Annotated in this window: 24 protein-coding genes and 1 pseudogene; 15 read left to right on the forward strand and 10 right to left on the reverse strand. The window is 35.9% G+C overall.

Annotation, left to right across the window (positions count from 1 at the left end):
- Positions 1-6: 6 nt before the first annotated feature.
- Complete coding sequence (locus DN410_RS14660; RefSeq protein WP_149177049.1) at positions 7-588, reverse strand: DUF6434 domain-containing protein; 582 nt, start codon at positions 586-588, stop codon at positions 7-9.
- A gap of 103 nt (positions 589-691) precedes the next feature.
- On the opposite strand from DN410_RS14660, the gene DN410_RS14665 reads away from it, so the two are divergent.
- Complete coding sequence (locus DN410_RS14665) at positions 692-1,135, forward strand: NUDIX hydrolase (protein WP_149177050.1); 444 nt, start codon at positions 692-694, stop codon at positions 1,133-1,135.
- Between the two features lie 44 nt (positions 1,136-1,179).
- Here DN410_RS14665 and DN410_RS14670 read toward each other — a convergent pair whose 3' ends face one another.
- Positions 1,180-2,382 carry an alanyl-tRNA editing protein gene (locus DN410_RS14670; protein WP_149177051.1) on the reverse strand — a complete coding sequence of 401 codons (1,203 nt, stop codon included), beginning with the start codon at positions 2,380-2,382 and terminating at the stop codon, positions 1,180-1,182.
- 137 nt (positions 2,383-2,519) lie between these two features.
- On the opposite strand from DN410_RS14670, the gene DN410_RS14675 reads away from it, so the two are divergent.
- Both DN410_RS14675 and DN410_RS14680 read left to right on the forward strand, forming a co-directional pair.
- Complete coding sequence (locus DN410_RS14675; protein ID WP_000965133.1) at positions 2,520-2,927, forward strand: hypothetical protein; 408 nt, start codon at positions 2,520-2,522, stop codon at positions 2,925-2,927.
- A 67-nt stretch (positions 2,928-2,994) separates the two neighbouring features.
- The gene (locus DN410_RS14680; protein ID WP_149177052.1) at positions 2,995-4,233 is read left to right on the forward strand and encodes an MDR family MFS transporter; all 1,239 of its coding nucleotides are present in this window, start codon (positions 2,995-2,997) and stop codon (positions 4,231-4,233) included.
- Positions 4,234-4,282: 49 nt separating this feature from the next.
- On the opposite strand, the gene DN410_RS14685 is transcribed toward DN410_RS14680, so the two are convergent.
- On the reverse strand, positions 4,283-4,663 hold the full coding sequence (locus tag DN410_RS14685) for an Hsp20/alpha crystallin family protein (protein WP_149177053.1): 381 nt from the start codon (positions 4,661-4,663) through the stop codon (positions 4,283-4,285).
- A gap of 124 nt (positions 4,664-4,787) precedes the next feature.
- Positions 4,788-4,910 (reverse strand): small acid-soluble spore protein P, encoded by a 123-nt coding sequence (locus DN410_RS14690; protein WP_000517651.1) that lies wholly within the window; start codon positions 4,908-4,910, stop codon positions 4,788-4,790.
- A 121-nt stretch (positions 4,911-5,031) separates the two neighbouring features.
- On the opposite strand from DN410_RS14690, the gene DN410_RS14695 reads away from it, so the two are divergent.
- On the forward strand, positions 5,032-5,295 hold the full coding sequence (locus DN410_RS14695; protein WP_001146300.1) for a hypothetical protein: 264 nt from the start codon (positions 5,032-5,034) through the stop codon (positions 5,293-5,295).
- A gap of 46 nt (positions 5,296-5,341) precedes the next feature.
- Positions 5,342-6,067 carry a polysaccharide deacetylase family sporulation protein PdaB gene (gene pdaB, locus DN410_RS14700; protein ID WP_149177054.1) on the forward strand — a complete coding sequence of 242 codons (726 nt, stop codon included), beginning with the start codon at positions 5,342-5,344 and terminating at the stop codon, positions 6,065-6,067.
- Positions 6,068-6,104: 37 nt separating this feature from the next.
- On the opposite strand, the gene sspO is transcribed toward pdaB, so the two are convergent.
- A complete protein-coding gene (gene sspO / locus DN410_RS14705) occupies positions 6,105-6,254 on the reverse strand; it encodes a small acid-soluble spore protein O (protein ID WP_097902774.1) in 150 nt (49 codons plus the stop codon).
- Positions 6,255-6,545: 291 nt separating this feature from the next.
- Between sspO and acnA the strand changes: the two genes are divergently transcribed.
- Positions 6,546-9,269, forward strand: a complete 2,724-nt coding sequence (gene acnA / locus DN410_RS14710; RefSeq protein ID WP_149177055.1) for an aconitate hydratase AcnA — start codon at positions 6,546-6,548, stop codon at positions 9,267-9,269.
- A gap of 122 nt (positions 9,270-9,391) precedes the next feature.
- Complete coding sequence (locus DN410_RS14715; RefSeq protein WP_149177056.1) at positions 9,392-11,026, forward strand: ABC transporter ATP-binding protein; 1,635 nt, start codon at positions 9,392-9,394, stop codon at positions 11,024-11,026.
- Positions 11,027-11,064: 38 nt separating this feature from the next.
- On the opposite strand, the gene DN410_RS14720 is transcribed toward DN410_RS14715, so the two are convergent.
- Together DN410_RS14720 and DN410_RS14730 are read right to left on the reverse strand one after the other, a co-directional pair.
- Positions 11,065-11,322 (reverse strand): hypothetical protein, encoded by a 258-nt coding sequence (locus tag DN410_RS14720; protein WP_149177057.1) that lies wholly within the window; start codon positions 11,320-11,322, stop codon positions 11,065-11,067.
- A 394-nt stretch (positions 11,323-11,716) separates the two neighbouring features.
- Positions 11,717-13,071: pseudogene (locus tag DN410_RS14730) on the reverse strand (RNA-guided endonuclease TnpB family protein).
- Between the two features lie 454 nt (positions 13,072-13,525).
- On the opposite strand from DN410_RS14730, the gene DN410_RS14735 reads away from it, so the two are divergent.
- The 5 genes from DN410_RS14735 to tlp all read left to right on the forward strand — a co-directional run bounded on the left by DN410_RS14735 (position 13,526) and on the right by tlp (position 15,924).
- Positions 13,526-14,101, forward strand: a complete 576-nt coding sequence (locus DN410_RS14735; RefSeq protein WP_149177058.1) for a TlpA family protein disulfide reductase — start codon at positions 13,526-13,528, stop codon at positions 14,099-14,101.
- Positions 14,102-14,218: 117 nt separating this feature from the next.
- The gene (locus DN410_RS14745) at positions 14,219-15,166 is read left to right on the forward strand and encodes a 3'-5' exonuclease (protein ID WP_149177060.1); all 948 of its coding nucleotides are present in this window, start codon (positions 14,219-14,221) and stop codon (positions 15,164-15,166) included.
- Between the two features lie 139 nt (positions 15,167-15,305).
- The gene (locus DN410_RS14750; protein WP_001254699.1) at positions 15,306-15,449 is read left to right on the forward strand and encodes an FbpB family small basic protein; all 144 of its coding nucleotides are present in this window, start codon (positions 15,306-15,308) and stop codon (positions 15,447-15,449) included.
- A gap of 43 nt (positions 15,450-15,492) precedes the next feature.
- Entirely contained in the window at positions 15,493-15,627 is a 135-nt protein-coding gene (gene sspN / locus DN410_RS14755) for an acid-soluble spore protein SspN (RefSeq protein ID WP_000527987.1), read from the forward strand.
- A 99-nt stretch (positions 15,628-15,726) separates the two neighbouring features.
- Complete coding sequence (gene tlp, locus DN410_RS14760) at positions 15,727-15,924, forward strand: small acid-soluble spore protein Tlp (RefSeq protein ID WP_001133508.1); 198 nt, start codon at positions 15,727-15,729, stop codon at positions 15,922-15,924.
- A gap of 29 nt (positions 15,925-15,953) precedes the next feature.
- Here the strand turns inward: tlp and DN410_RS14765 are convergent, their stop codons facing one another.
- Positions 15,954-17,246: a glycoside hydrolase family 18 protein gene (locus DN410_RS14765; protein WP_149177061.1), complete on the reverse strand. Its 1,293-nt coding sequence runs from the start codon at positions 17,244-17,246 to the stop codon at positions 15,954-15,956.
- 109 nt (positions 17,247-17,355) lie between these two features.
- Between DN410_RS14765 and DN410_RS14770 the strand changes: the two genes are divergently transcribed.
- On the forward strand, positions 17,356-17,775 hold the full coding sequence (locus tag DN410_RS14770; protein ID WP_000495812.1) for an acyl-CoA thioesterase: 420 nt from the start codon (positions 17,356-17,358) through the stop codon (positions 17,773-17,775).
- A gap of 28 nt (positions 17,776-17,803) precedes the next feature.
- Here DN410_RS14770 and DN410_RS14775 read toward each other — a convergent pair whose 3' ends face one another.
- Together DN410_RS14775 and plsY are read right to left on the reverse strand one after the other, a co-directional pair.
- On the reverse strand, positions 17,804-18,094 hold the full coding sequence (locus DN410_RS14775; protein WP_149177062.1) for a HesB/YadR/YfhF family protein: 291 nt from the start codon (positions 18,092-18,094) through the stop codon (positions 17,804-17,806).
- 108 nt (positions 18,095-18,202) lie between these two features.
- Complete coding sequence (gene plsY, locus DN410_RS14780) at positions 18,203-18,799, reverse strand: glycerol-3-phosphate 1-O-acyltransferase PlsY (protein WP_149177063.1); 597 nt, start codon at positions 18,797-18,799, stop codon at positions 18,203-18,205.
- A 225-nt stretch (positions 18,800-19,024) separates the two neighbouring features.
- On the opposite strand from plsY, the gene DN410_RS14785 reads away from it, so the two are divergent.
- Both DN410_RS14785 and nrdG read left to right on the forward strand, forming a co-directional pair.
- Positions 19,025-20,881, forward strand: coding sequence for an anaerobic ribonucleoside triphosphate reductase (locus tag DN410_RS14785; RefSeq protein ID WP_149177064.1), 1,857 nt, complete (start codon positions 19,025-19,027; stop codon positions 20,879-20,881).
- Entirely contained in the window at positions 20,878-21,330 is a 453-nt protein-coding gene (gene nrdG / locus DN410_RS14790; RefSeq protein ID WP_149177065.1) for an anaerobic ribonucleoside-triphosphate reductase activating protein, read from the forward strand. The genes DN410_RS14785 and nrdG overlap by 4 nt, the downstream gene beginning before the upstream one ends.
- Positions 21,331-21,334: the final 4 nt, after the last annotated feature.

Raw genomic sequence — 21,334 nt, forward strand, 5'->3', positions numbered from 1 at the left:
AAGGAACTAGTTTTCTACTCTTTGAGGAACATAAGCATTGCTACCAGGCTTTGCTTTTATTTCGTTCCAAGCAGCGATAGCATCAGCTTTTGATTTCCCTTTGTTATTTGGATCTTCGAAAAAGTCGCGAGTAAAGCGATTGTATTCAAACTGCGCGCTGATAGTTGTTTTATATGTAGGGTCTTTTTTTCGTTCGTTTTCTTCATACCAAAACGTTATCGCGTCTTCATATGTTTTTCCAATATTCTCTTTAAAAAACTTTTGAAGAGCTACTGTAAAGCGGAAGTTTGCTCCGGTTTTTTCTTTGAAAAAAGCACGAACATCTTCGCTACAGCGGTGATTGTTAGTAATAACAGTTTGAAGGGAAAGGTCTTTATAGGATAGGGGGGCTTTACTCACCTTTTGACCGGAGCTGTTTTTTAATATTTTACCAGTATGTAAATAATGGGAGATACGCTCGGTTATTTCGATCTTAGAGCCGCTAGCTGGCAAATCATGCTCACGACAAAATGTTTGCAGTTCAGCTTTTAACCAATAATAGTTTTGGAAATCTTCAAGAGAAATAGTTTTTGTTAAAGGTGGACGCATGAATGTAACAACTTCTTTCTTCCATAATTTTCTTTAATTATAAAATGTATGTTCCTTTTGTGGAAGGATTAATTTGTAAATATAATAAGAGGAGAGATTTCATATGGAAAGTGTAATGCAAGTTCGCGTTACTGGAATTTTAATTGAAGATGAAAAGATTTTGTTAGTAAAGCAAAAGGTTGCTAATCGCAATTGGTCTTTACCTGGGGGAAGGGTAGAGAATGGTGAAACGTTAGAAGAAGCGATGATTCGAGAAATGAGAGAAGAAACAGGACTAGAAGTTAACATTCAGAAGTTACTCTATGTTTGTGATAAACCGGATGCCAGTCCATCTTTATTACATATAACGTTTTTACTTAAAAGGATTGAAGGTGAAGTTACGCTACCTTCTAACGAGTTTGATCATAATCCGATTCATGATGTGCAAATGGTGCCGATTAAAGATTTAAGTCATTATGGTTTTTCGGAAACTTTTATCACTCTTATAAGTGAAGGTTTTGTAAATGCAGGGAGTTATCATGGTTTGAAACAAAATATAGGTCTGTAAATATAGTGGAAGGATAGCCGTTAGCTATCCTTCCTAAAAATGTTTTACACCGCTGACTGTAAAGAAGAAACAAGTTGATTTAAAAACTCATCCCCGGTCATAATCGCTTTCCCACCGCCGCGAGCACTCTTTTTATTTCCGCCACCTTTTCCTTCAATTGCAGGAAGTGCCTCTTTTAAAAGGGTGTTCATATCGAGCGTGACTGTTTTTCCGCAAGCGAGTATGCATTGTAGTTTGTCATCATTTTCAATGACGAAATATGTAATGGCGTGCTCTTGTTGTTCTGTAATAATAGCAGAAAGCTTTGCGATTTCTTGCATAGAACGATTTATAAATACTTTAGAAATAAGTATTCCAGCATGTACTTCCGCAGGTTGATGAAGTAGTTCATTTGCCTCTGCACATAATAATTTTTCATTCATTGTTTGCATAGCTTTTTCGTTTTCTTTTTGAGAAGTAAGCAGTTGTGCTACTTTTGCTGGGATATCACTCTCGCTACTGTTTAATTGTTTGGAAACATCCTTCATAATTTGTTGTTGTTGTCCCATTAATTTAAGTGTGCGCCAGCCAGCGATAAACGTTAATCGTATGCCACCTTTATTGCGCTCCCACCCTAATACTTGAATAGGACCTACTTCACCTGTATGTTTCGGATGCGTTCCGCCACAGCCGTTATAATCAAAGTTTTCGATCATAACAACACGTATATTTTCTGTCATAGTCGGTTCTTTGCGAAGTGGTAATGTTTTCGCTTCTTCTAAGTTCATCCATTTAATAAGAATTGGATGGTTTTCAAAAACAATATTGTTCGCAATTTGCACTGCTTTTTCAACCGTTTCATTAGGAAGATTTTCCGTTTCTAAATCGATTGTTACTATTTCTTTTCCAAGATGGAATCCAATAGTAGGTATGTTAAAATGGTCCCAAAAAGCAGCAGATAAAATGTGCTGAGCTGCATGTTGCTGCATATGATCAAAACGGCGCTCCCAATTAATTGTACCTTCTACTTCTTCTGTATGTAATTGTTCTACAATGAAGTGGCGAATTTCTCCATCTATCTCTTCTACATTGATTACATCGATGTCATTTAATGTGCCAGTATCATACGGTTGTCCGCCACCTGTCGGATAAAATGCCGTTTCGTTTAAAACAACGTATAAGTCCCCGTCTTTATCATAATCTTGCTTTATAACTTTAGTAGTAAAGTCCTTTTTATAAGCGTCAGTGTAATATAATTTTTGCTCCAAGTTTCTTTCCCCTTTCGTGTTCACTAGTTTCATTGTAAAACAATTGAAATTAGTTTCCTAATATTTCAGAAGAAAGAAACTATTTTTAGAATTTTCTTGCTATAATAAGAAAAAGAAAATGCGGGGGTGGAATGAATATGTTGTATGAAAACGGCGTAGATAAACTGCTTAGTTTAAGCAAAAATATTTCTGAATTGTATCGAGAATTAAACGAAATGACCCGGATTTTAACGGATTGTAACCGTGAAAGTGTGAAGTTTGATCGGTTATATGTAAAAGAGTTACTGTGGAAGAAAGAAGATGTAATAGAGAAATATGACCAGCTACTTGTGCAACTTTGTATAAATGAATGCTTTGATTTAAAAAGTGTCATTACAGGGGAATATAAGTATACATATGAAGAAGTAGAAAACATCGTTTTACAATTTAATGAAAAGTATAATGTCGCAATTTTAATTAAAGATGTTTGTAAAGAATTACAGTTTACATATGGCATAGATATGGATATAACGAGAACAGCTAGGGTATCAACAGCTCAAGTATAAAAAGGGAAAAGAAAGCAGATCCTTTGCTTTCTTTTTTTACGTAAGAACAGGGAGAGTAGGTTTAAAGATGAAGGGGAAGTTACAAAATATTCATCCGTTAGGAATGACAATTATAATAGGGACTTTATTTGCGAGGTTCGCCACGTCAATGAGTATTCCTTTTTTAGCAATTTATTTAACAACCGTTAAAGACGTTTCAGCTGGGATGACGGGAGCTATTATTGGAACGAGTGCACTTGTTGGTGTTTTTGCTAGTTTTATCGGAGGGAATTTATCGGATCGATTCGGCCGAAACATGATTATACTATGGTCCATGATCGTTTGGGTGTTTGTATTTATAGGCTTTTCGCTTGCAGATCATGTTTTAAGTTTCTTTTTGTTAAATGCTTTGAATGGATTATGTAGGTCCTTTTTTGAACCAACGTCAAGAGCATTATTATCGGATTTAACGAAACCAGAGTATCGTTTACTCGTATATAATTTGCGTTACGGTGCAATCAATGTTGGAGTAGCGATTGGCCCACTTGTCGGATTACAAATTGGAAGCGCAAAATCTACAATTCCTTTTTTAGTAGCAGCGGGAGTATATATTCTATATACAGCTATATTAGCATTCCAATTTAAGAAGTATCCACTGGAACGAAAGAAAATAAATACAGAAAAGCCTGTCACAATGTTAAATGCAATTCGCATTTTGCGTAAGGATGTCGTCTTTTTAGTTGCTTTAGTCGGTATTATTTTGAGTAATTGTGGTTTTTCTCACTTAACAACAACAGTATCTCAATATTTTGCAAATGCACATATATTTCAGGATGGAGTAAAGTTGTTCTCGTATATGTTAGCTTTAAATGCGGTAGTTGTAGTGACTATTCAATACCCTGTTATTCAAATATGTAAAAAGTATACACCGTTAGTATCCATTATGGTGGGAACTTTATTTGTAAGCGGAGGATTGTTTGGATTTGGAATAGTAGAATCTACGCTAGGTGCGGCTATTTGCACAATTATTTTTACAATTGGAGAAGTTCTCATGTTTTCGATGACGGATGTGTTTATAGATGGTATAGCTGTTTCGCATTTAAAAGGAACATATTTTGGAGCGATGGGATTTTCAGGAATTGGAGCAGTAATAGGTCCATGGTTTGGGGGAGTACTTCTCGATTATTACGGGTACCAAAATGGATTTATTGTCTTTTCAGCGCTAGCTATATTTTCAACGGTAGCGTTTCCAGTTCTGTTAGTTACGAAAGGTTTATTGAAAAAAAGATATGATGGAAATTCTAATATGGAAGTACATGCGAAATAACATAAGCCCCAGTTATCAACTGGGGCTTATGTTTGTATTATATTAACTCCTAATTTGAAAAAAGAACTTGCTTTTCATGTTTATCAGCTATTTCGTTTTTGGAAATATGAATGGCTAAAAAACCATTCTCTAAGCAGGCTAGCATCTTCTTATAAATAATATTGGTAGGTAAAGGAATAATCCTCTGTAAAGAAATATTTTTATGAAGTATGCAAATGTCTAGGCCTGTCTCCATCTTTTTAATGACTACATTTTGTTCAGAGACATTTGGTACATCTGTTTCCAAAATGTACTCTTGTTCAGTTTCACAAAGGTCAATATGAATTTGATTTGGAAAACTAAAGTTACTACAAGAATCAGAACAAAATTGATCCATCCATTCTTCGAAACCATCAACATGAAAAAGACAATCCTTCTTTTTCTTGCCCATGTAAGACACCCTCCGTAAAATCTCAATTCATACTATGTTATGCATGAATGAAGTAGGGGTGAAGGATAAATGGAAAAATATAAACATTGTATGTGGCAAAGGTAGCTAGTGTGAACCTTTTGTTTTACATATCATGATGTGCATGATTTTTTTGGCGTGAATGGTTACGGTTTTTTACTTTATGAGATCCGCTTAATGGTTCAGGTTGTCCTTTTTTTTCTTTAGATTCACGATTGTTTTTTCCCATTGTATGTGACACCTCCTCTTTCTCTTTAGAATGAGAGAAGTTTACGAATTTATACGAGAATTTTTTTAGAAAAAAGGGTAAAGATAAATGGGACTAACTATTACAGAAAGGGGAAAGTATAATGCCATATCATAAAGATAAACAACAAGCTTTTCAAGCGGCACAGCAAGGAGTTACACAAGCAGAAAATTCATTTAACAATATTGTGAAAAATGACCCGAACTATGGTCATGATTTAAAAGAGTTACGTCAAGAGGTTCAGGAAGCGTATGAACAAATTCAAAATGCACTTGAAGTAGCTTCGGAAACACAACGCCCACAACTTGAACAATACGAAAATAATCTCCAAAATATTATGCGAAATGTAGATCAATTAGAAAAGTAAATGAGGTTGTTGTGCATTCGACAACCTTATTACTTTCATGAACGTTATGTGGAAAAATAAAATTTTTCTATTAGTTTTTTCTTTACTATGTGCAGTACATATATTTCAAGTGGAAAAAGTGGACGCGAAAATGTTGCTCAGAAAAGAGCTAGAACCAACTGGCTATGTAACGTGGGAAGTACCTAATAATGAGAAGGTTATTGCGATTACGTTTGATGATGGACCAGATCCAACGTATACACCGCAAATATTAGATTTATTACATCAATATAAAGCAGAAGCGACTTTTTTTATGATTGGATTTCGAGTTCAGCGTAATCCATATTTAGTAAAGCGGGTATTAAAGGAAGGACATGAAATTGGAAATCATACGATGGATCATTTGTACGCGAGTAATTCATCAGATGAAAAATTAAAAAATGATATTTTAAATGGAAAGAAGTATTTTAAGAAATGGGTGAAAGAACCTTTATTATTCCGTCCACCAGGCGGATATATAAATGATGCTGTATTTACGACAGCTAAAGAAGCTGGGTATCAAATTGTTCTATGGTCATGGCACCAAGACCCTCGTGATTGGGCGAACCCAGGAGTTGAATCTATTGTAAATCACGTCCTGAAAAATGCTAAAAGTGGAGATATTGTACTGTTGCATGATGGAGGAAGTAATCGTAGTCAAACAGTTGAGGCATTAGCAAAAATTTTGCCAGAGCTTAAAAAGCAAGGGTATCGATTTGTTAAGGTTTCAGAATTGCTGCGCTATAAACATTAGAGAAAATCCCAAAAGGCATACCTTTTGGGATTTTTCATTACTGATTCTTTTTACGTTTCTTATTGTTTTGTCGCTCTGCTGGAGTTAAAGGCTCATTTGCAAATTCTTCGTTAAAACCCGCGCCTTGTCCTTGTGCAGAAGCAGCATTCATTCCTGGAATAACATGATTTGCTTTTCGTTTACCCATTTGATTTCACCTCTATAATAATTTTTGTTGGTTGAATGATGAACAATTCATAGCGTATATGAGTGTAAAGTAAAGTGCCGAAAGAGTACTTTACTTTATGGTAATAGTATTCATAAGGAGCATGAAGACTATTCAAATTTAGAAAGATAAAGAAAACTTATGATAATCTATAAGTTTCTTATTATTTACTTATTTAGAAAGTTGTAATAAGATATTATCGTAAGGTATTGAAAAGTTTGTCTACATTTTATATTCAGACAACTTAGTCACGTTTAACAGGGGGGAAACATAATGGTCAAACATAATCCATTTCAATCACGTGCAACTTTCGAAGTAGATGGAAAAACGTATCATTATTATCAATTGAAAGCGCTTGAAAACGCAGGGGTTGGCAACGTATCTCAATTACCATATTCCGTGAAAGTTTTACTTGAATCTGTACTTCGTCAAGTAGATGGACGCGTAATTACTGAAGAACATGTTACAAATTTAGCGAAGTGGGGAACGAAAGATGTGCAAGATATCGATGTTCCATTTAAACCATCTCGTGTAATTTTACAAGATTTCACTGGTGTTCCAGCTGTTGTAGATTTGGCTTCGCTTCGTAAAGCAATGGCAGATATGGGCGGGGATCCTGATAAAATTAATCCTGAAATTACTGTAGACCTTGTAATTGACCACTCTGTACAGGTTGATAGAGCGGGTACGGCAGACGCGCTTGAATTCAACATGGACTTAGAGTTTAAACGTAATGAAGAACGTTATAAATTTTTAAGCTGGGCACAAAAATCATTTGATAACTACCGTGCAGTTCCACCAGCTACAGGTATTGTACACCAAGTAAACCTTGAATATTTAGCACCAGTTGTTCACGCGGTGAAAAATGCTGAAGGTGACTTAGTTGCATACCCAGATTCATTAGTTGGAACAGACTCACATACAACAATGATTAACGGTATCGGTGTTCTTGGATGGGGCGTTGGTGGTATTGAAGCAGAAGCAGGAATGCTTGGACAGCCTTCATACTTCCCAGTTCCTGAAGTAATCGGTGTGAAATTAACGGGTACACTTCCAAGTGGTACTACAGCAACTGACGTTGCATTAAAAGTAACACAAGTATTACGTCAAAAAGGTGTAGTTGGTAAATTCGTTGAGTTCTTCGGTAATGGACTAAAGAGCATGCCTTTAGCTGACCGTGCAACAATTTCAAATATGGCACCAGAATACGGCGCAACTTGTGGATTCTTCCCAATCGACGATATTTCATTAGAATACTTACGTTTAACAGGTAGAGATGAAGAGCAAATTCGCGTTGTTGAAGAATACTGTAAAGCAAATGGCTTATTCTATACAGCAGACAGTAAAGATCCAATTTACACTGATCTTGTTGAAATTGATTTAAATACAATCGAATCTAACTTATCTGGACCGAAACGTCCACAAGATTTAATTCCACTTTCAGACATGAAAGATGCGTTCCATAAAGCTGTTGTAGCTCCAGTTGGAACACAAGGACTTGGATTTAATGAGCAAGAATTCGATAAAGAAGTGAAAGTTACATTAGAAGATAAAGAAGTAACGATGAAAACAGGTGCAATTGCAATCGCTGCAATTACAAGCTGTACAAATACATCAAATCCATACGTATTAATTGGAGCAGGTTTAGTTGCTAAGAAAGCAATTGAAAAAGGACTTGTAGTACCTGAGTACGTAAAAACATCGTTAGCACCGGGATCTAAAGTTGTAACTGAATACTTAGATAAATCAGGTTTAACAACTTATTTAGATCAATTAGGTTTCCAAACAGTTGGTTACGGCTGTACGACTTGTATCGGTAACTCTGGTCCATTAGCAGACGAACTAGAAGAAGCAATCGCAGCAAACGATTTACTAGTAACATCTGTTTTATCTGGTAACCGTAACTTTGAAGGTCGTATTCATCCGCTTGTAAAAGCGAACTACTTAGCATCACCACCACTTGTTGTGGCATATGCACTTGCAGGTACTGTGGATATTGACCTGAAAAATGATGAAATCGGTAAAGATGCAAATGGCAATGCTGTTTACTTCAACGATATTTGGCCATCAGCTAAAGAAATTGAAGATGTAGTTCAAAGCGTTGTTACATCTGAATTGTTCAAAAAAGAATATGCACAAGTATTTAACAGCAATGAGCGTTGGAATGAAATCCAAACTTCAAACGAAGCTTTATATACTTGGGATAATGATTCAACATACATTCAAAACCCACCATTCTTTGAAGGATTATCTAAAGAGCCAGGTGAAGTTGAAACATTATCAGGTTTACGCGTAGTTGGTAAATTTGGTGACTCTGTAACGACAGACCACATTTCACCAGCAGGTTCAATTGGTAAGCATACACCAGCTGGACGCTATTTATTAGAAAACGGCGTACAGCCAGTTGACTTCAACTCTTACGGTTCTCGCCGTGGTAACCATGAAGTTATGATGCGTGGTACATTCGCGAACATTCGTATTAAAAACCAAATTGCACCGGGAACAGAAGGTGGATATACAACATATTGGCCAACTGGTGAAGTGACATCAATCTATGATGCTGCTATGAAATATAAAGAAGATGGCACAGGCCTTCTAGTTGTTGCGGGTAAAGATTACGGTATGGGAAGTTCTCGTGACTGGGCTGCGAAAGGTACAAACTTATTAGGTATTAAAGCAGTAATCGCAGAAAGCTTCGAGCGTATTCACCGTAGTAACTTAGTATTAATGGGCGTATTACCACTTCAATTTAAAGATGGCGAAAACGCTGAAACATTAGGTCTTGTTGGTAACGAGTCATTTGAAATTCAAATTGACAAAACAGTTAGACCACGCGATCTTGTAAAAGTAGTTGCAACTGATGCAGATGGCAATGAAAAACAATTTGAAGTAGTAGCTCGTTTCGATAGTGAAGTAGAAATTGACTACTACCGTCACGGTGGTATCCTGCAAATGGTTCTTCGTGAGAAAATCGAAGAGTCTAAAGTGTCGAACTAAATAATTGAATTGAAATGAACGATAAGGAAGCTAACAACTGTTAGCTTCCTTATTTTATGGAAAGGGATGAAACCATGTGGTTTCATCCCTTTCTTTTTACTATAAAAAATGGAGGAGACGTCATGAAAGAATATAAAAGAATATTGTTACCGTTACAGAAAGAAAAAATATTAGTAATAGCAGCTGTATGCAGTGGGCTTTTTGCAGCTATTTTAAATTTATCCCATCCACTATTCATGGGGCTAATTGTAGATAACCTTATTCAACGGGAGTTAAAGGGAGCGTATGTATATATTGCATTGTTTGCGGTTAGCCGCTTGTTGATGTGGATAAACAATCTTTCATTCGATTATGTAAGCTCAAAAGCGAGTCAGCGAATATTACGAGAGAAGCGTATAGAGGTATTGTGTCATTATTTCTCATTACCATTTGAAGAGAGTGAGAAAATCAAGCAGGGAGAGCTAGAAACTTTAGTCGTATCTGATATTCCAAACTGGGTCAGATTATATGGTTCTATATTAATAGAATATATACACGCCATTGCGCAATTTATAGGTGCGTTCATAGCACTACAACATATAGATATACAGTTCATATTGTGGGTAACTCCGTTTTTATTTTTAAGTGCAACGGTTCCGATGTTGATGGGGAAAAAGGTAAGAAATATCGCAAGTATTGCTCAAAAGAATCAATCAAGTGTTGTAGAGATGGTAGCGCAGTTTGTAAAAGGTGCAGAAGATTTACGTAGTTTACAAAAAGAAAAATGGGCCATTCGCTTATTTAAGGGAGTAACGGCACAATCTTATAAAACAGAAGTAAAGAAGACGATGATGCAACATTGCATTGGAGTAGTTGGAACGGTGATTGAAACAGGAGCCTATATTGTTGTTCTCATTATAGGTGCGCAAAAAATAATGAAGGGGGAAATGGAAGTTGGTTCACTTGTTGCAGTGTTAGCCACAATTGAAATGCTCTTTTTTCCAGTCCGTTACGTGGGCGATTTATTAATGATGACACAAGTTGCAGTCGCTTCGGAAAGTAGAATTTTTTCCTTTTTAGATAAACGAGCGGCAGATAGTCATGTAGAAAGAGCGATGGGGATGACGGTAACAAATGTTTCATTTCAGGAGAGTGATGAAGAGAAATGTAGGATAAAAAACATTGATTTGCAAATTAATCCTGGTGAACTCGTTATGATTGTGGGAGAAAGTGGTGCGGGAAAAACAACGCTTTTAAAATTAATGACAGGTTTGTATAAACCATCTAACGGTAGCGTTGTTTATTATGGTCAGAAGGCTCGAATGACTACAGTGTGGCAAGAACCTCGTTTCTTTCGGACGACAGTAAAAGAGAATATATATTTCGGGGAGGAGTATTTAGAAAACGAGTTAGAAAAAAATATTGAACTTATAAATATGAAGCCGATAATTAGAGATTTACCTAAGGGGATTCAAACTGTACTACATAAAAGTGGAGAAGAGTTTTCGGGAGGAGAAAGAAAACGTCTTGCATTATTACGAGCAATTGGTTCAAATCCGAATCTTATTATTTTAGATGAACCGACTGCGGGGTTAGATCCGAGTAATCAAGAAACTGTTTGGAATATGATTGAAGGATTAGGAAGAGATGTAACGAGAATTGTGGCAACACATGATGTAGAGAAAGTGATACTAGCGGATCGTGTTGTCATAATGAGAGAAGGAAGTATTGTTGCATGTGGAAGTCCTGAAAAATTAATAAATAGTCATTCATTTTGAAAGAGATGTGAATAAAGATAAGAGCAGTGCCCTTATCTTTATTCAACATCATTTATTTGATATTGGATAGATTCTGAATGATTTAGATCTACGTTAAAAATAGCAGTCGTAAGGAAAGTTGCAATTCCAAGAATTAAGAAAAGGACAAATGAGACTAGAGAGATGTAAAGACAAATACGCCCTACTTTCTTTTTTTCAAGATCGTTACTAAAGAGTGAAATGATCCATGTAATAATACCGATTGGGGATAAAAGAAAACTAAGAATATATAATGTTATTTTTTCGAATGAATTCATAAAAAATCCCCCTTTTGTTGAAGTTTATATAACTACGAAAGTAAAAAGGTGAATGGGTTCAGAAGAAAATGAGTAACACTTCATTTGTTTTTTTCTAATTATATGGTCAATTCCCCCCACTGAGACGAAGCGTTTCAGTGGGGGCTTGAGTTAGAACACTAGGTCTTTTCGATCTATCGCTAGACAGTTTGACGCTCTAGCCTTCATGCCACCTTATGGTAACACCCCAAGTATGTTTTTGGTTGGTACTGGCAACGAACGATTGTTTTCCCACTTGCACCACCCTTTCGAAAAAGAGCAATTCTTCCTTATGGAAGAAGCCACCACTCAGATGAATCCGGCGTGTGCTACAAGCCCCGACAAGTCGAGTACACATGGATGGTTGACGCACCCACTAAGCTATGCGCGAAGCAACAGCCTTACGTTTTTGCACTTCTAATAGAATCGGCGTTTTTACCTTGAGATTGTCATCTAATTCTACAACTTTTGATTTTTTCAATGTATTCAACGCACCATTAATATCAGCATGGATACATGTTCCTGCTTTACTTTGGTACAGACCACGCGTGATTCGTTTGCCACTAAAGCGATACTGAGTTCTATCATCCTTAGACCAAACTGGAACCGGATCTTTATCAAGAAAACTAGCTTTTGAAGTATAGCTTTCTTCTTGTTTTAAAAATCGTATACCTTCTTTTACACATTTATTCTCAATCGCTGCCATCAGTTTATGAAATGGAATTTGAACAAATGTTTGATTATTCTTTTTTCCCATATCAGATTTTTGTTTCCAACCAGCGTTATACCCTACGACAATTGTATCTACGTTACATGCTTTCACTTTTTTGAACAACAAGCCTACCGCTTGTGAAATGTAACCATTTATTTGTCGTTCCCGTTTATGCCAAAGTGCAGCCATTTGATTCGTTACAATACGTTTTGAAATTCCATTGTCCATATTTTTCTGTTGCAGATTACGTATCATTTTGTTGAAGTACTGGTTAATGGATTTTAGTTTTTTTCCATCAATTAAGAACGTATCACCTGTATTTGTCACGCAACTTACTAATCTATCTACACCTAGATCGCAACTCAAAGCGTTACTCGTAGTCGTGGATGGTTTCTTCATTTGAGAAACGTGCATTTCATATGTATAATGCACCTCAAAGAACCTACCTTTTTGCTTCGGTACAATCTCAATGTAGGAGATTTGTTTATGTCTTACGTTTTTAGGCATACGTATTTTAATGGAACCAAATTTTTTTCTGAATGCCACATTCATCGGAATGATCCAATACCCGTTCTCATCCACTTTTGGAACTTGATAGATTTCAATAATTCGTTTGTCAGTGGAACGAGAGTAATTTGGAAACTTAGGACGTCCTGTGAAGGTTTCAGGTTTTTTCTTCCACTGATCCAACGCTTTAAAAAAGTTCTTCACTTCTGTAAATAGGGATCTACGAATCGCTTGAACAGAGTTTGATTGAATACCCCAGTAGTTCATATCGGCTTGCATGGCAGTATCTACTTCCTTTACAGTAGCCATTTTATTATCGTTCAAATAACTTTGTTTAATGGTGTACAATCCAACATTTCGCAATGCTTTTGAACTATGTGACTGCGCTTAAGTAAACGAAATTCTTTAGCTGTGAGGCAAGCTCGTCCGATATTCTGTTTCTGCGTGAATCGTTGTATGGTTTCTCTTTTCTTTTGTTTCCGTAATACTTTTACCGCTTTCTTTCTAGCCATTGTTTTCACCACCTTTCTTAGAGCATTCATTAAAATTATTTTTGACAAATCAATATTGGGAACGAAATGGAACAAAATGCGAACATGTTCTTCATCGTAATTCTTTTTGGCTCAAGTAGCCGAATGATGATCATTATTCAATTTCGTTGTCTTACAATCTATCCCCTCCTTATATAGGGCAGATTATATCGTAAGACAAAAGAAACAAAATTGTTTCGTCTACCTGCTGCCGGCAATTCATCACCACCTGAATTGTTGGGCTTCACCCGTAACACAAATCAGATGGAGTCTTCTTGCCGAAAAAGATAAAAAGGAAGGAATTGAACTTCAAATAAGAATATTCTAATTATTTCAACTCTGAATATTTCCAAGCTTGTCCGTATAAGCTAAAATAAGGTATATAGTATTTTGATGAATATGTTAAAAGAAGATAAACACGTTAGGGTGATATAACATGTGGCGGAAACTTACGATTATTGTAGTGTTACTTTGTTTAGCGGGATATGCAGCTTATGAACAGTTTGGTAAAAAGGATCAGGCAGTACAAGGGGAGCAAGAAAAAAGTGAAGCTGCTATGAAAGAGATGATTGCAAGTAATGGTATTGAAATAGGGAAGAGTGCGCCGGACTTTGAATTAACGAAGTTAGATGGAACGAATGTAAAGTTATCGGATTTAAAAGGAAAGAAAGTAATTTTAAACTTTTGGGCAACGTGGTGTGGACCTTGCCAGCAAGAAATGCCTGATATGGAGGCTTTCTATAAAGAACATAAAGAAAATGTAGAAATTTTAGCAATAAATTACACGCCTTCAGAAAAAGGTGGGGGGGTAGAAAAGGTAAGTAATTTTGCTAAGGAAAAAGGAATTACTTTTCCTATTTTATTGGACAAGAACATTGATGTAACAACAGCGTATAAAGTAATTACGATCCCAACTTCGTATTTTATAGATACAAAAGGTGTCATTCAAGATAAGTTTATTGGGCCGATGACGCAAAAAGAGATGGAGAAACGGATTGCTAAATTAAAATAACAGTGAAAAGGTAGAGATGGAATATAATCATTTCTGCCTTTTCTTTTTCAAGTAGTGAAAGCTTCATGATATGATAAAAGAAATATAAACGTTGAGAGATAAAGGAGTGTATTTGGAGTGGGGAATGTATCGTTACCGTTAGATTATGTTGTAATCGACTTTGAAACAACAGGATTTAACCCTTATAATGATAAAATTATTCAAGTAGCAGCAGTGAAATATCGTAATCATGAATTAATAGATCAATTTGTTTCTTATGTGAATCCAGAGCGTCCAATTCCGGACCGAATAACGAGTTTAACAGGTATTACAAATTATCGTGTTTCAGATGCACCGACAATTGAAGAAGTACTACCTGTATTTTTAGCATTTTTACATACAAATGTTATTGTGGCTCATAATGCTTCTTTTGATATGCGTTTTTTGAAAAGTAATGTAAATATGTTAGGATTACCTGAGCCTGAAAATAAAGTGATTGATACGGTGTTCTTAGCGAAGAAATACATGAAGTATGCACCTAATCATAAACTTGAAACGTTAAAACGAATGCTTGGAATTCGTCTAAGTTCTCATAATGCCTTCGATGACTGTATTACGTGTGCGGCTGTGTATCAAAAATGTGCATCTATTGAAGAAGAAAAGATGAGAAAAGTAAATAAGGTCGTACTGGATGAAACGGTAGTATATGAAGCAGTGAAAGAAATACTTGTACGCAATAAACGTAATGTAGAATGGCTACGTTACATGAACGTAGGAAATTATTTAGATATAAAAGCGTTTTATCCAGTTATGAGATTAAAGGTAAAAGGGCGAAAGAAATACGTATTAACAGAGATATTAGAAGATGATGTGAAAGAAATATGTACAAGTTTAACATGTGAACCAGCGTTAAAAAGCGAAGTTGGTAATACGAGAATTATGCTTAATAGCGTAGAGGATGTTTTGAAATTAGAAAGTTATATTTTAGAACAGTATGATTTTGTATTACAGGCGCTTCATGAGTATAAAGAAAATGAAATGAATGCAGATGAAAAATTGAAAGAGTATTTAAATATTATGGTATAAAAAACTCAGTGTGCAATATATTGTACACTGAGTTTTTTTAGGAGTACTAAAACATAAAATTTTCTTGCAAATCTGATTAAAGAGTTTTTCCTTTGCTCATACTATGTAATAAGAAAGCGAAGGAGAGAGGGTGAGCAGCATGAGAAGAAGTCGCCGTAAATCGTTTGAAGAACTTGTAAATGAAAATAAACAGCAATTATTAAGCGATCGCGATGCAATCGATCGCATTGAAGAACGTATTGAAAAACGTTATGAAATGAAACTTTTTAAGCAAGCTGAATAATTCTTAACACTAGTACGATACTAGTGTTAAGGAGGCGATAGTAATGGGTAATCCGAAAAAGAATTCAAAAGACTTTGCACCGAATCATATTGGAACACAATCAAAAAAAGCTGGTGGAAATAAAGGAAAGCAAATGCAGGACCAAACGGGTAAACAACCGATTGTTGATAACGGTTAAAGAAAAGGAGAATATTTTATTCTCCTTTTTTATGTATAAATTTGAGGGAAGATAGGTAATTTAAGATGGTGTGTATATACAATATTAGGAGGAAAGTACATGCCAAATCCAGACAATCGAAATGACAACGCTGAAAAATTACAAGAAATGGTACAAAATACGATTGATAATTTTAATGAGGCAAAAGAAACAGCCGAACTTTCTAATGAAAAAGATCGTGCTGCCATTGAAGCGAAAAATCAAAGACGTTTAGAAAGTATTGATTCATTAAAAAGTGAAATAAAAGATGAATCTTAACAAAATGTACAAAAAAGGGCTGACTCATGTCAGCCCTTTTTTGTAATCGTAAAGTTTTCAACGAGTAAACGCCAATTTTGCGGGAAGGGTAAACCGATTTTCCAGTAACTAATACCGCCTATACTTTGTTCTTTCATTAAATTGAATTTACTTTGAACAGACCGTGAATCTTCAAACCAAACTTCGTGTTGTACACCATTTTCGTCAAAATAATTAAAATGAGGAGCTTGAGCTGTAAAGTCATAGCGGATAGGAACATTGTATTTGCGAGCTAGTGCAACAGCTGCGACAGAGCTAATTGCTTTTGCAGGCGGATTTCCTTCTTTGAACGGAAGTTTCCAATCGAATCCGTATAAATTTTGCCCCATCATAATTTTTTGTGGGGGCATTTGAGATTTGGCATATTGCAGTACTTCTTTCACTGGACCTATAGGAGAGATAGCCATCGGTGGTCCACCTTGCCAACCCCAGTCATATGTCATAATGACAACGAAATCAACAATTTGTCCTTGGGCTTTATAGTCATGTGCTTCAAAGAATTTTCCTTTTTGATTGGAGCTCGTTTTCGGTACAAGTGTTGTACTGAGTGTGTATCCGTTAGGTAAACGTGTTTTCACATTTCTTAAAAAGCGATTATACGCTTCGCGGTCTTCAGGTGCCACATTTTCGAAATCGAAATGAATGTCGCGCATCCCGTACTTTTCAGCTGTTTGCAAAATGTTCGTAATAAATTTATTTTGAATGGATGCATCACGTAAAATAACCGATGTTAGATCAGCACTGAAATTTCCATTTTCGATATTTGTAATAACGAGCATAGGGATGGTTTTACCTTGCGTTGCAATAGTAGCGATTTTAGCTGTTTCCGTTGGTTCTTTTAATGTGCCATCTCTTTTTGCTTCGAAACTAAAGTAGGCTAAATATGTTAAAAATGGATTAATGGCACGTGTAGCATTAACTAAGCTTTCTTTAATAGGTATTGTTGAAGGCTGTAAATATGCGATAGATTCTACAGATCTTTTTGTCCCTTTTGGTATATACAATTGCTGTCCGACATGGAGAATAGATTTTAAAGATAGATTATTCACTTTAGCTAAACTAGCGAGGGGAACATTGTATGTTTGAGAAATTCGATATAGGCTATCGCCGGGCTGTACATAATAATTATTCCCTTTCGTATTCACGATAAGTGCCTGGCCAACAACGAGTGTTTCAGATGGATTTAGTCCATTGTCTTTTACAATTTCTTCAGGTGTTGAGCCATATTTTGATGCTAAGCTATATACGCTATCCCCACTACGAACAGTTACAATTTGAATCATACGCTTGCCCCTTTCAGTAAAAGATTCACTGTTTTTATTTTATTTTTGATGCCACTGTATTATGATTAAATGTATGCAAGGTAGCAGAAGTGAAAGAAGGCGAATACATATGTTTGTAGCAGAACATGAAGTTGAAATCCGCTATGCGGAAACAGATCAAATGGGTGTTGTTTACCATTCAAACTATTTGGTGTGGCTTGAGCTAGGTCGCACGAAACTTATACAAGATTTAGGGTTTTCATATGTTGAAATGGAGAAAGAGGGAATTATTTCTCCTGTGTTAGATTTGCAAATTTCATATCGTAAAGCGATGCGTTACGGTGAAAAAGCAATTGTGAAAACGTGGGTGGACACTGTGAGCCCGCTTCGCGTTGTATATGGTTATGAAATATATAATGGTGATGGCGAGCTTTGTATTACTGCAAGTACGACGAATATTTGTGCAAAAAAAGAAGGATTCCGTCCCGTATCGTTTAAAAAATTATATCCTGAGTGGTATGCGAAATATGAGGAAATTAAGAAAAAATAAAAAAAGCGTGGCAGAAGCCACGCTTTTTTTATTTTTCATAATTAAACTGAGGGAAATCATCACCGTCATTAAGTGTAACAGATAAATTATGTCCATCGAAGAACCACTCATCATCGCTTTCAATAAAGAAGTTAATATCTTCTTCTTGAATTTGAACAGCAGGGTGTGCAGGATCATCTTTACGAATACCTAAAGAAAGCCCTTTTTGCACAGTACTGCAACCACCGTATTGTACGAAAAAGCGTAGTGTTTCACCTGATTGTAAGTTTAATTCGTTTTTATACCATTGTGCTGCTTCTTTTGTTACGGAAAGATTCATGTATAGTTCCTCCAAATTATGTTGCTTTTTCTTTAGTATAAAAAATAACGCAAAAAGACGCTATTAATATGCTTCACGTTTTCTTTTTGCGTTATGTGGGTTACGATCTTATTTTTGCTTTTTTGAAAAGTTTGCTTTTGGTTCAGTTTTATTTATAATTCGGCCGATATTTGCACGGTGTTTATAAATAACCATACCTGCTAATAAACACATCGCAATAATGAAGATTTTATCCCCGCTAACAATGGATGCAATAACAGCAACGACAGCTGTTACCATAGAAGAAAGTGATACGTATCTTGTTGTAAATAAAAGGGTGAAAAATACAACAGCTAATATTACAAAAACAACTGGTGAGTAGCATAATAACACTCCTGCTGAAGTTGCAACGGCTTTACCCCCGCGGAATTTCGCAAAGATTGGATATACATGTCCAAGAACAGCTGCTAATCCAAACCATAGTGGGTGAACATCTAATCCGAAAATCATCGGTAGGCCTGTTGCTAATGTACCTTTTAAAATGTCAGCAATTGTAACGGTAAAACCTGCTTTTTTCCCTAATGTGCGGAATGTATTTGTTCCGCCTAAATTACCGCTCCCGTGCTCACGAATGTCGATTCCATAGCCAATTTTTCCAACGACTAGTGCAAATGGAATTGATCCAAGTAAGTAGGCAACGATAAATAAAAGATATGTAGTAACCATAAGTTCAGTCTCCTTTATTCAAATGTGTTGATAAAGGGTAAAAAGAGTTTTTCCCGTATATTGTACCATACATTTTTAAAGAGCACATTTCTTTTTTATAAATGAAAAATTCATTAATTCGTGAAAAAAATTTCACAGGAATGTTACATTTCTCACAGAAACAGTAAGTCTATATGTTGTAACATTTTAATCAAAAGACAACAACATATTGGTGGAGGGTTATAAATGTTACAACAAAATGTACGTGGAGAAGAATTAATGAAAGTATTTGAGACGATTGTCCACGGTAATGAGCAAGATTTAATGCAAGAAAATGCAAATGTAGACGGCCGCTCTCCAATGGGAGTAATGGGAACGTTCGCATCTGAGAGTGCGAAATATTATGCAGTTGAAAATTTATTGTCAGATCAAGTGAAAAAAGCGATAAATCAAAATATATTATATCCACATGATTTGGATTTTTATGCGACAGGAACGACGACTTGTTCGCAAATCCCGCTAGCACAAATGCTTGCTAACGGTTTTCATACTGGACATGGACATATGAGACAACCACAAGATATAAAAAGTGCATTGGCTCTTTCTTCTATTATTTTTCAAGCGAATCAAAATATGCAACACGGTGGTCAATCGTTTGCCCTTTTTGATATTGATTTAGCTCCCTATGTAAGAAAAACAGTAGAGCGACATAAAAATCGATTACAGTCATATCCGCTTACGAAAGAACAAATAGAAGAATTTGCATGGAAAGAAACAGAAAATGATACGTATCAGGCGTGTGAAGCTTTCATTCATAATTCAAATAGTATGCACAGTAGGGGTGGGGGGCAAGTACCTTTTATTTCTATTAATTACGGAACAGACACATCGAAAGAGGGACGACTTTTAATTAAGCAACTTTTAAAAGCCACACAAGCTGGCCTCGGTAAAGGAGAAACACCGATTTTTCCTATTCAAATTTTTAAAATGAAAAAAGGTGTGAACTTTGAAGAATGTGATCCGAACTATGATTTATTTGAATTAGCATTAGAGACAACGGCTGAACGATTATTCCCTAACTTTTCATTTTTAGATGCGCCATTTAATGCCGTGCATTATGACGGACGACCAGAAAGTGAAGTATGTTACATGGGATGCCGTACCCGTGTTATGTCTAACATACATGGAGAAGAAACAGCGATTGGAAGAGGGAATTTATCATTTACGTCTATTAATTTAGTGAAATTAGCGTTAATTAGTGGTTCAAAAGAAGCGTTTTTTGAAGCGTTAAATTATTACTTAGATTTAGGAATTAAGCAACTATTAGAGAGATTCGCGTATCAATGTACGAAGCGAGCAAGAGATTTTCGATTTTTATATTCACAAGGTGTATGGCGCGGTGGAGAAACGTTACAGCCTGAAGATTCTGTAGCAACCATTTTAAAGCAAGGGACGTTAAGTCTTGGTTTTATCGGTCTTGCGGAGTGTTTAGTAGCTTTAACAGGAAAGCATCATGGAGAAGATGAAGAATCATGGAAAATCGGGTATGAAATCATTTCCTTTATGAGAGATAGAATGGATAAAGCGACAGAAGAACATGAACTGAATTTCTCAGTAATTGCAACTCCTGCGGAAGGGCTATCAGGTAAGTTTGTGAAAAAGGATAGAGAAGAATTTGGGGTGATTAGCGGTATAACGAATCATAATTATTATACGAATTCATTCCATATTCCAGTGTATTATAACATTCAAGCGATAAATAAAATTCGTTTAGAAGGGCCGTTCCATGCTCTATGCAATGGAGGGCATATTACGTATATTGAGCTAGACGGGACAGCTATGTATAACAAAAAAGCATTAAAGCAAATTGTACAAGCGATGGCAGAGAATGGCGTTGGGTACGGTTCAATTAATCATCCAGTTGATCGTTGTAAGTGTTGTAACTATCATGGGGTTATTGAGAATGAATGTCCAAGCTGTGGAAATGAAGATGAAGCTAATATAGAAAGAATTCGCCGTATAACAGGATACCTTGTAGGAGATATGTCGAAGTGGAATAGTGCGAAACGTAGTGAAGAGATGGATCGGGTGAAGCATAAATGAAAGTGATGAACATCATTCATGATAGTGTAGTAGATGGAGAAGGATTGCGGACAGTCGTATTTTTTGCGGGCTGTCCGCATCGTTGTTTCGGTTGCCATAATCCGAAATCGTGGAATATTTGTAATGGAACTGAAATGACAGTAGCAGAAATTGTGAAAGAGATTGAAAGTAATTCATTAACTGATGTAACATTTTCAGGTGGAGATCCATTTTTTCAAGCTGCTGAAGTGAAAAAAGTAGCAAAAGCTGTGAAAGATTTGAAGAAAAATTTATGGATGTATACAGGTTATACGCTAGAAGAGATACAGAGTTCCCAAAATAATGATATGATAGAGTTGTTACATTATGGGGATGTTTTGGTCGATGGAAGATTTGAAATCGAGAAAAGAGATTTAGCACTTCCATTTCGCGGAAGCTCCAATCAACGTATTATTCGATTGAAAGAGTAAAAAG

This window comes from Bacillus sp. SH5-2 (assembly GCF_008368905.1).
Taxonomy (GTDB): domain Bacteria; phylum Bacillota; class Bacilli; order Bacillales; family Bacillaceae_G; genus Bacillus_A; species Bacillus_A luti.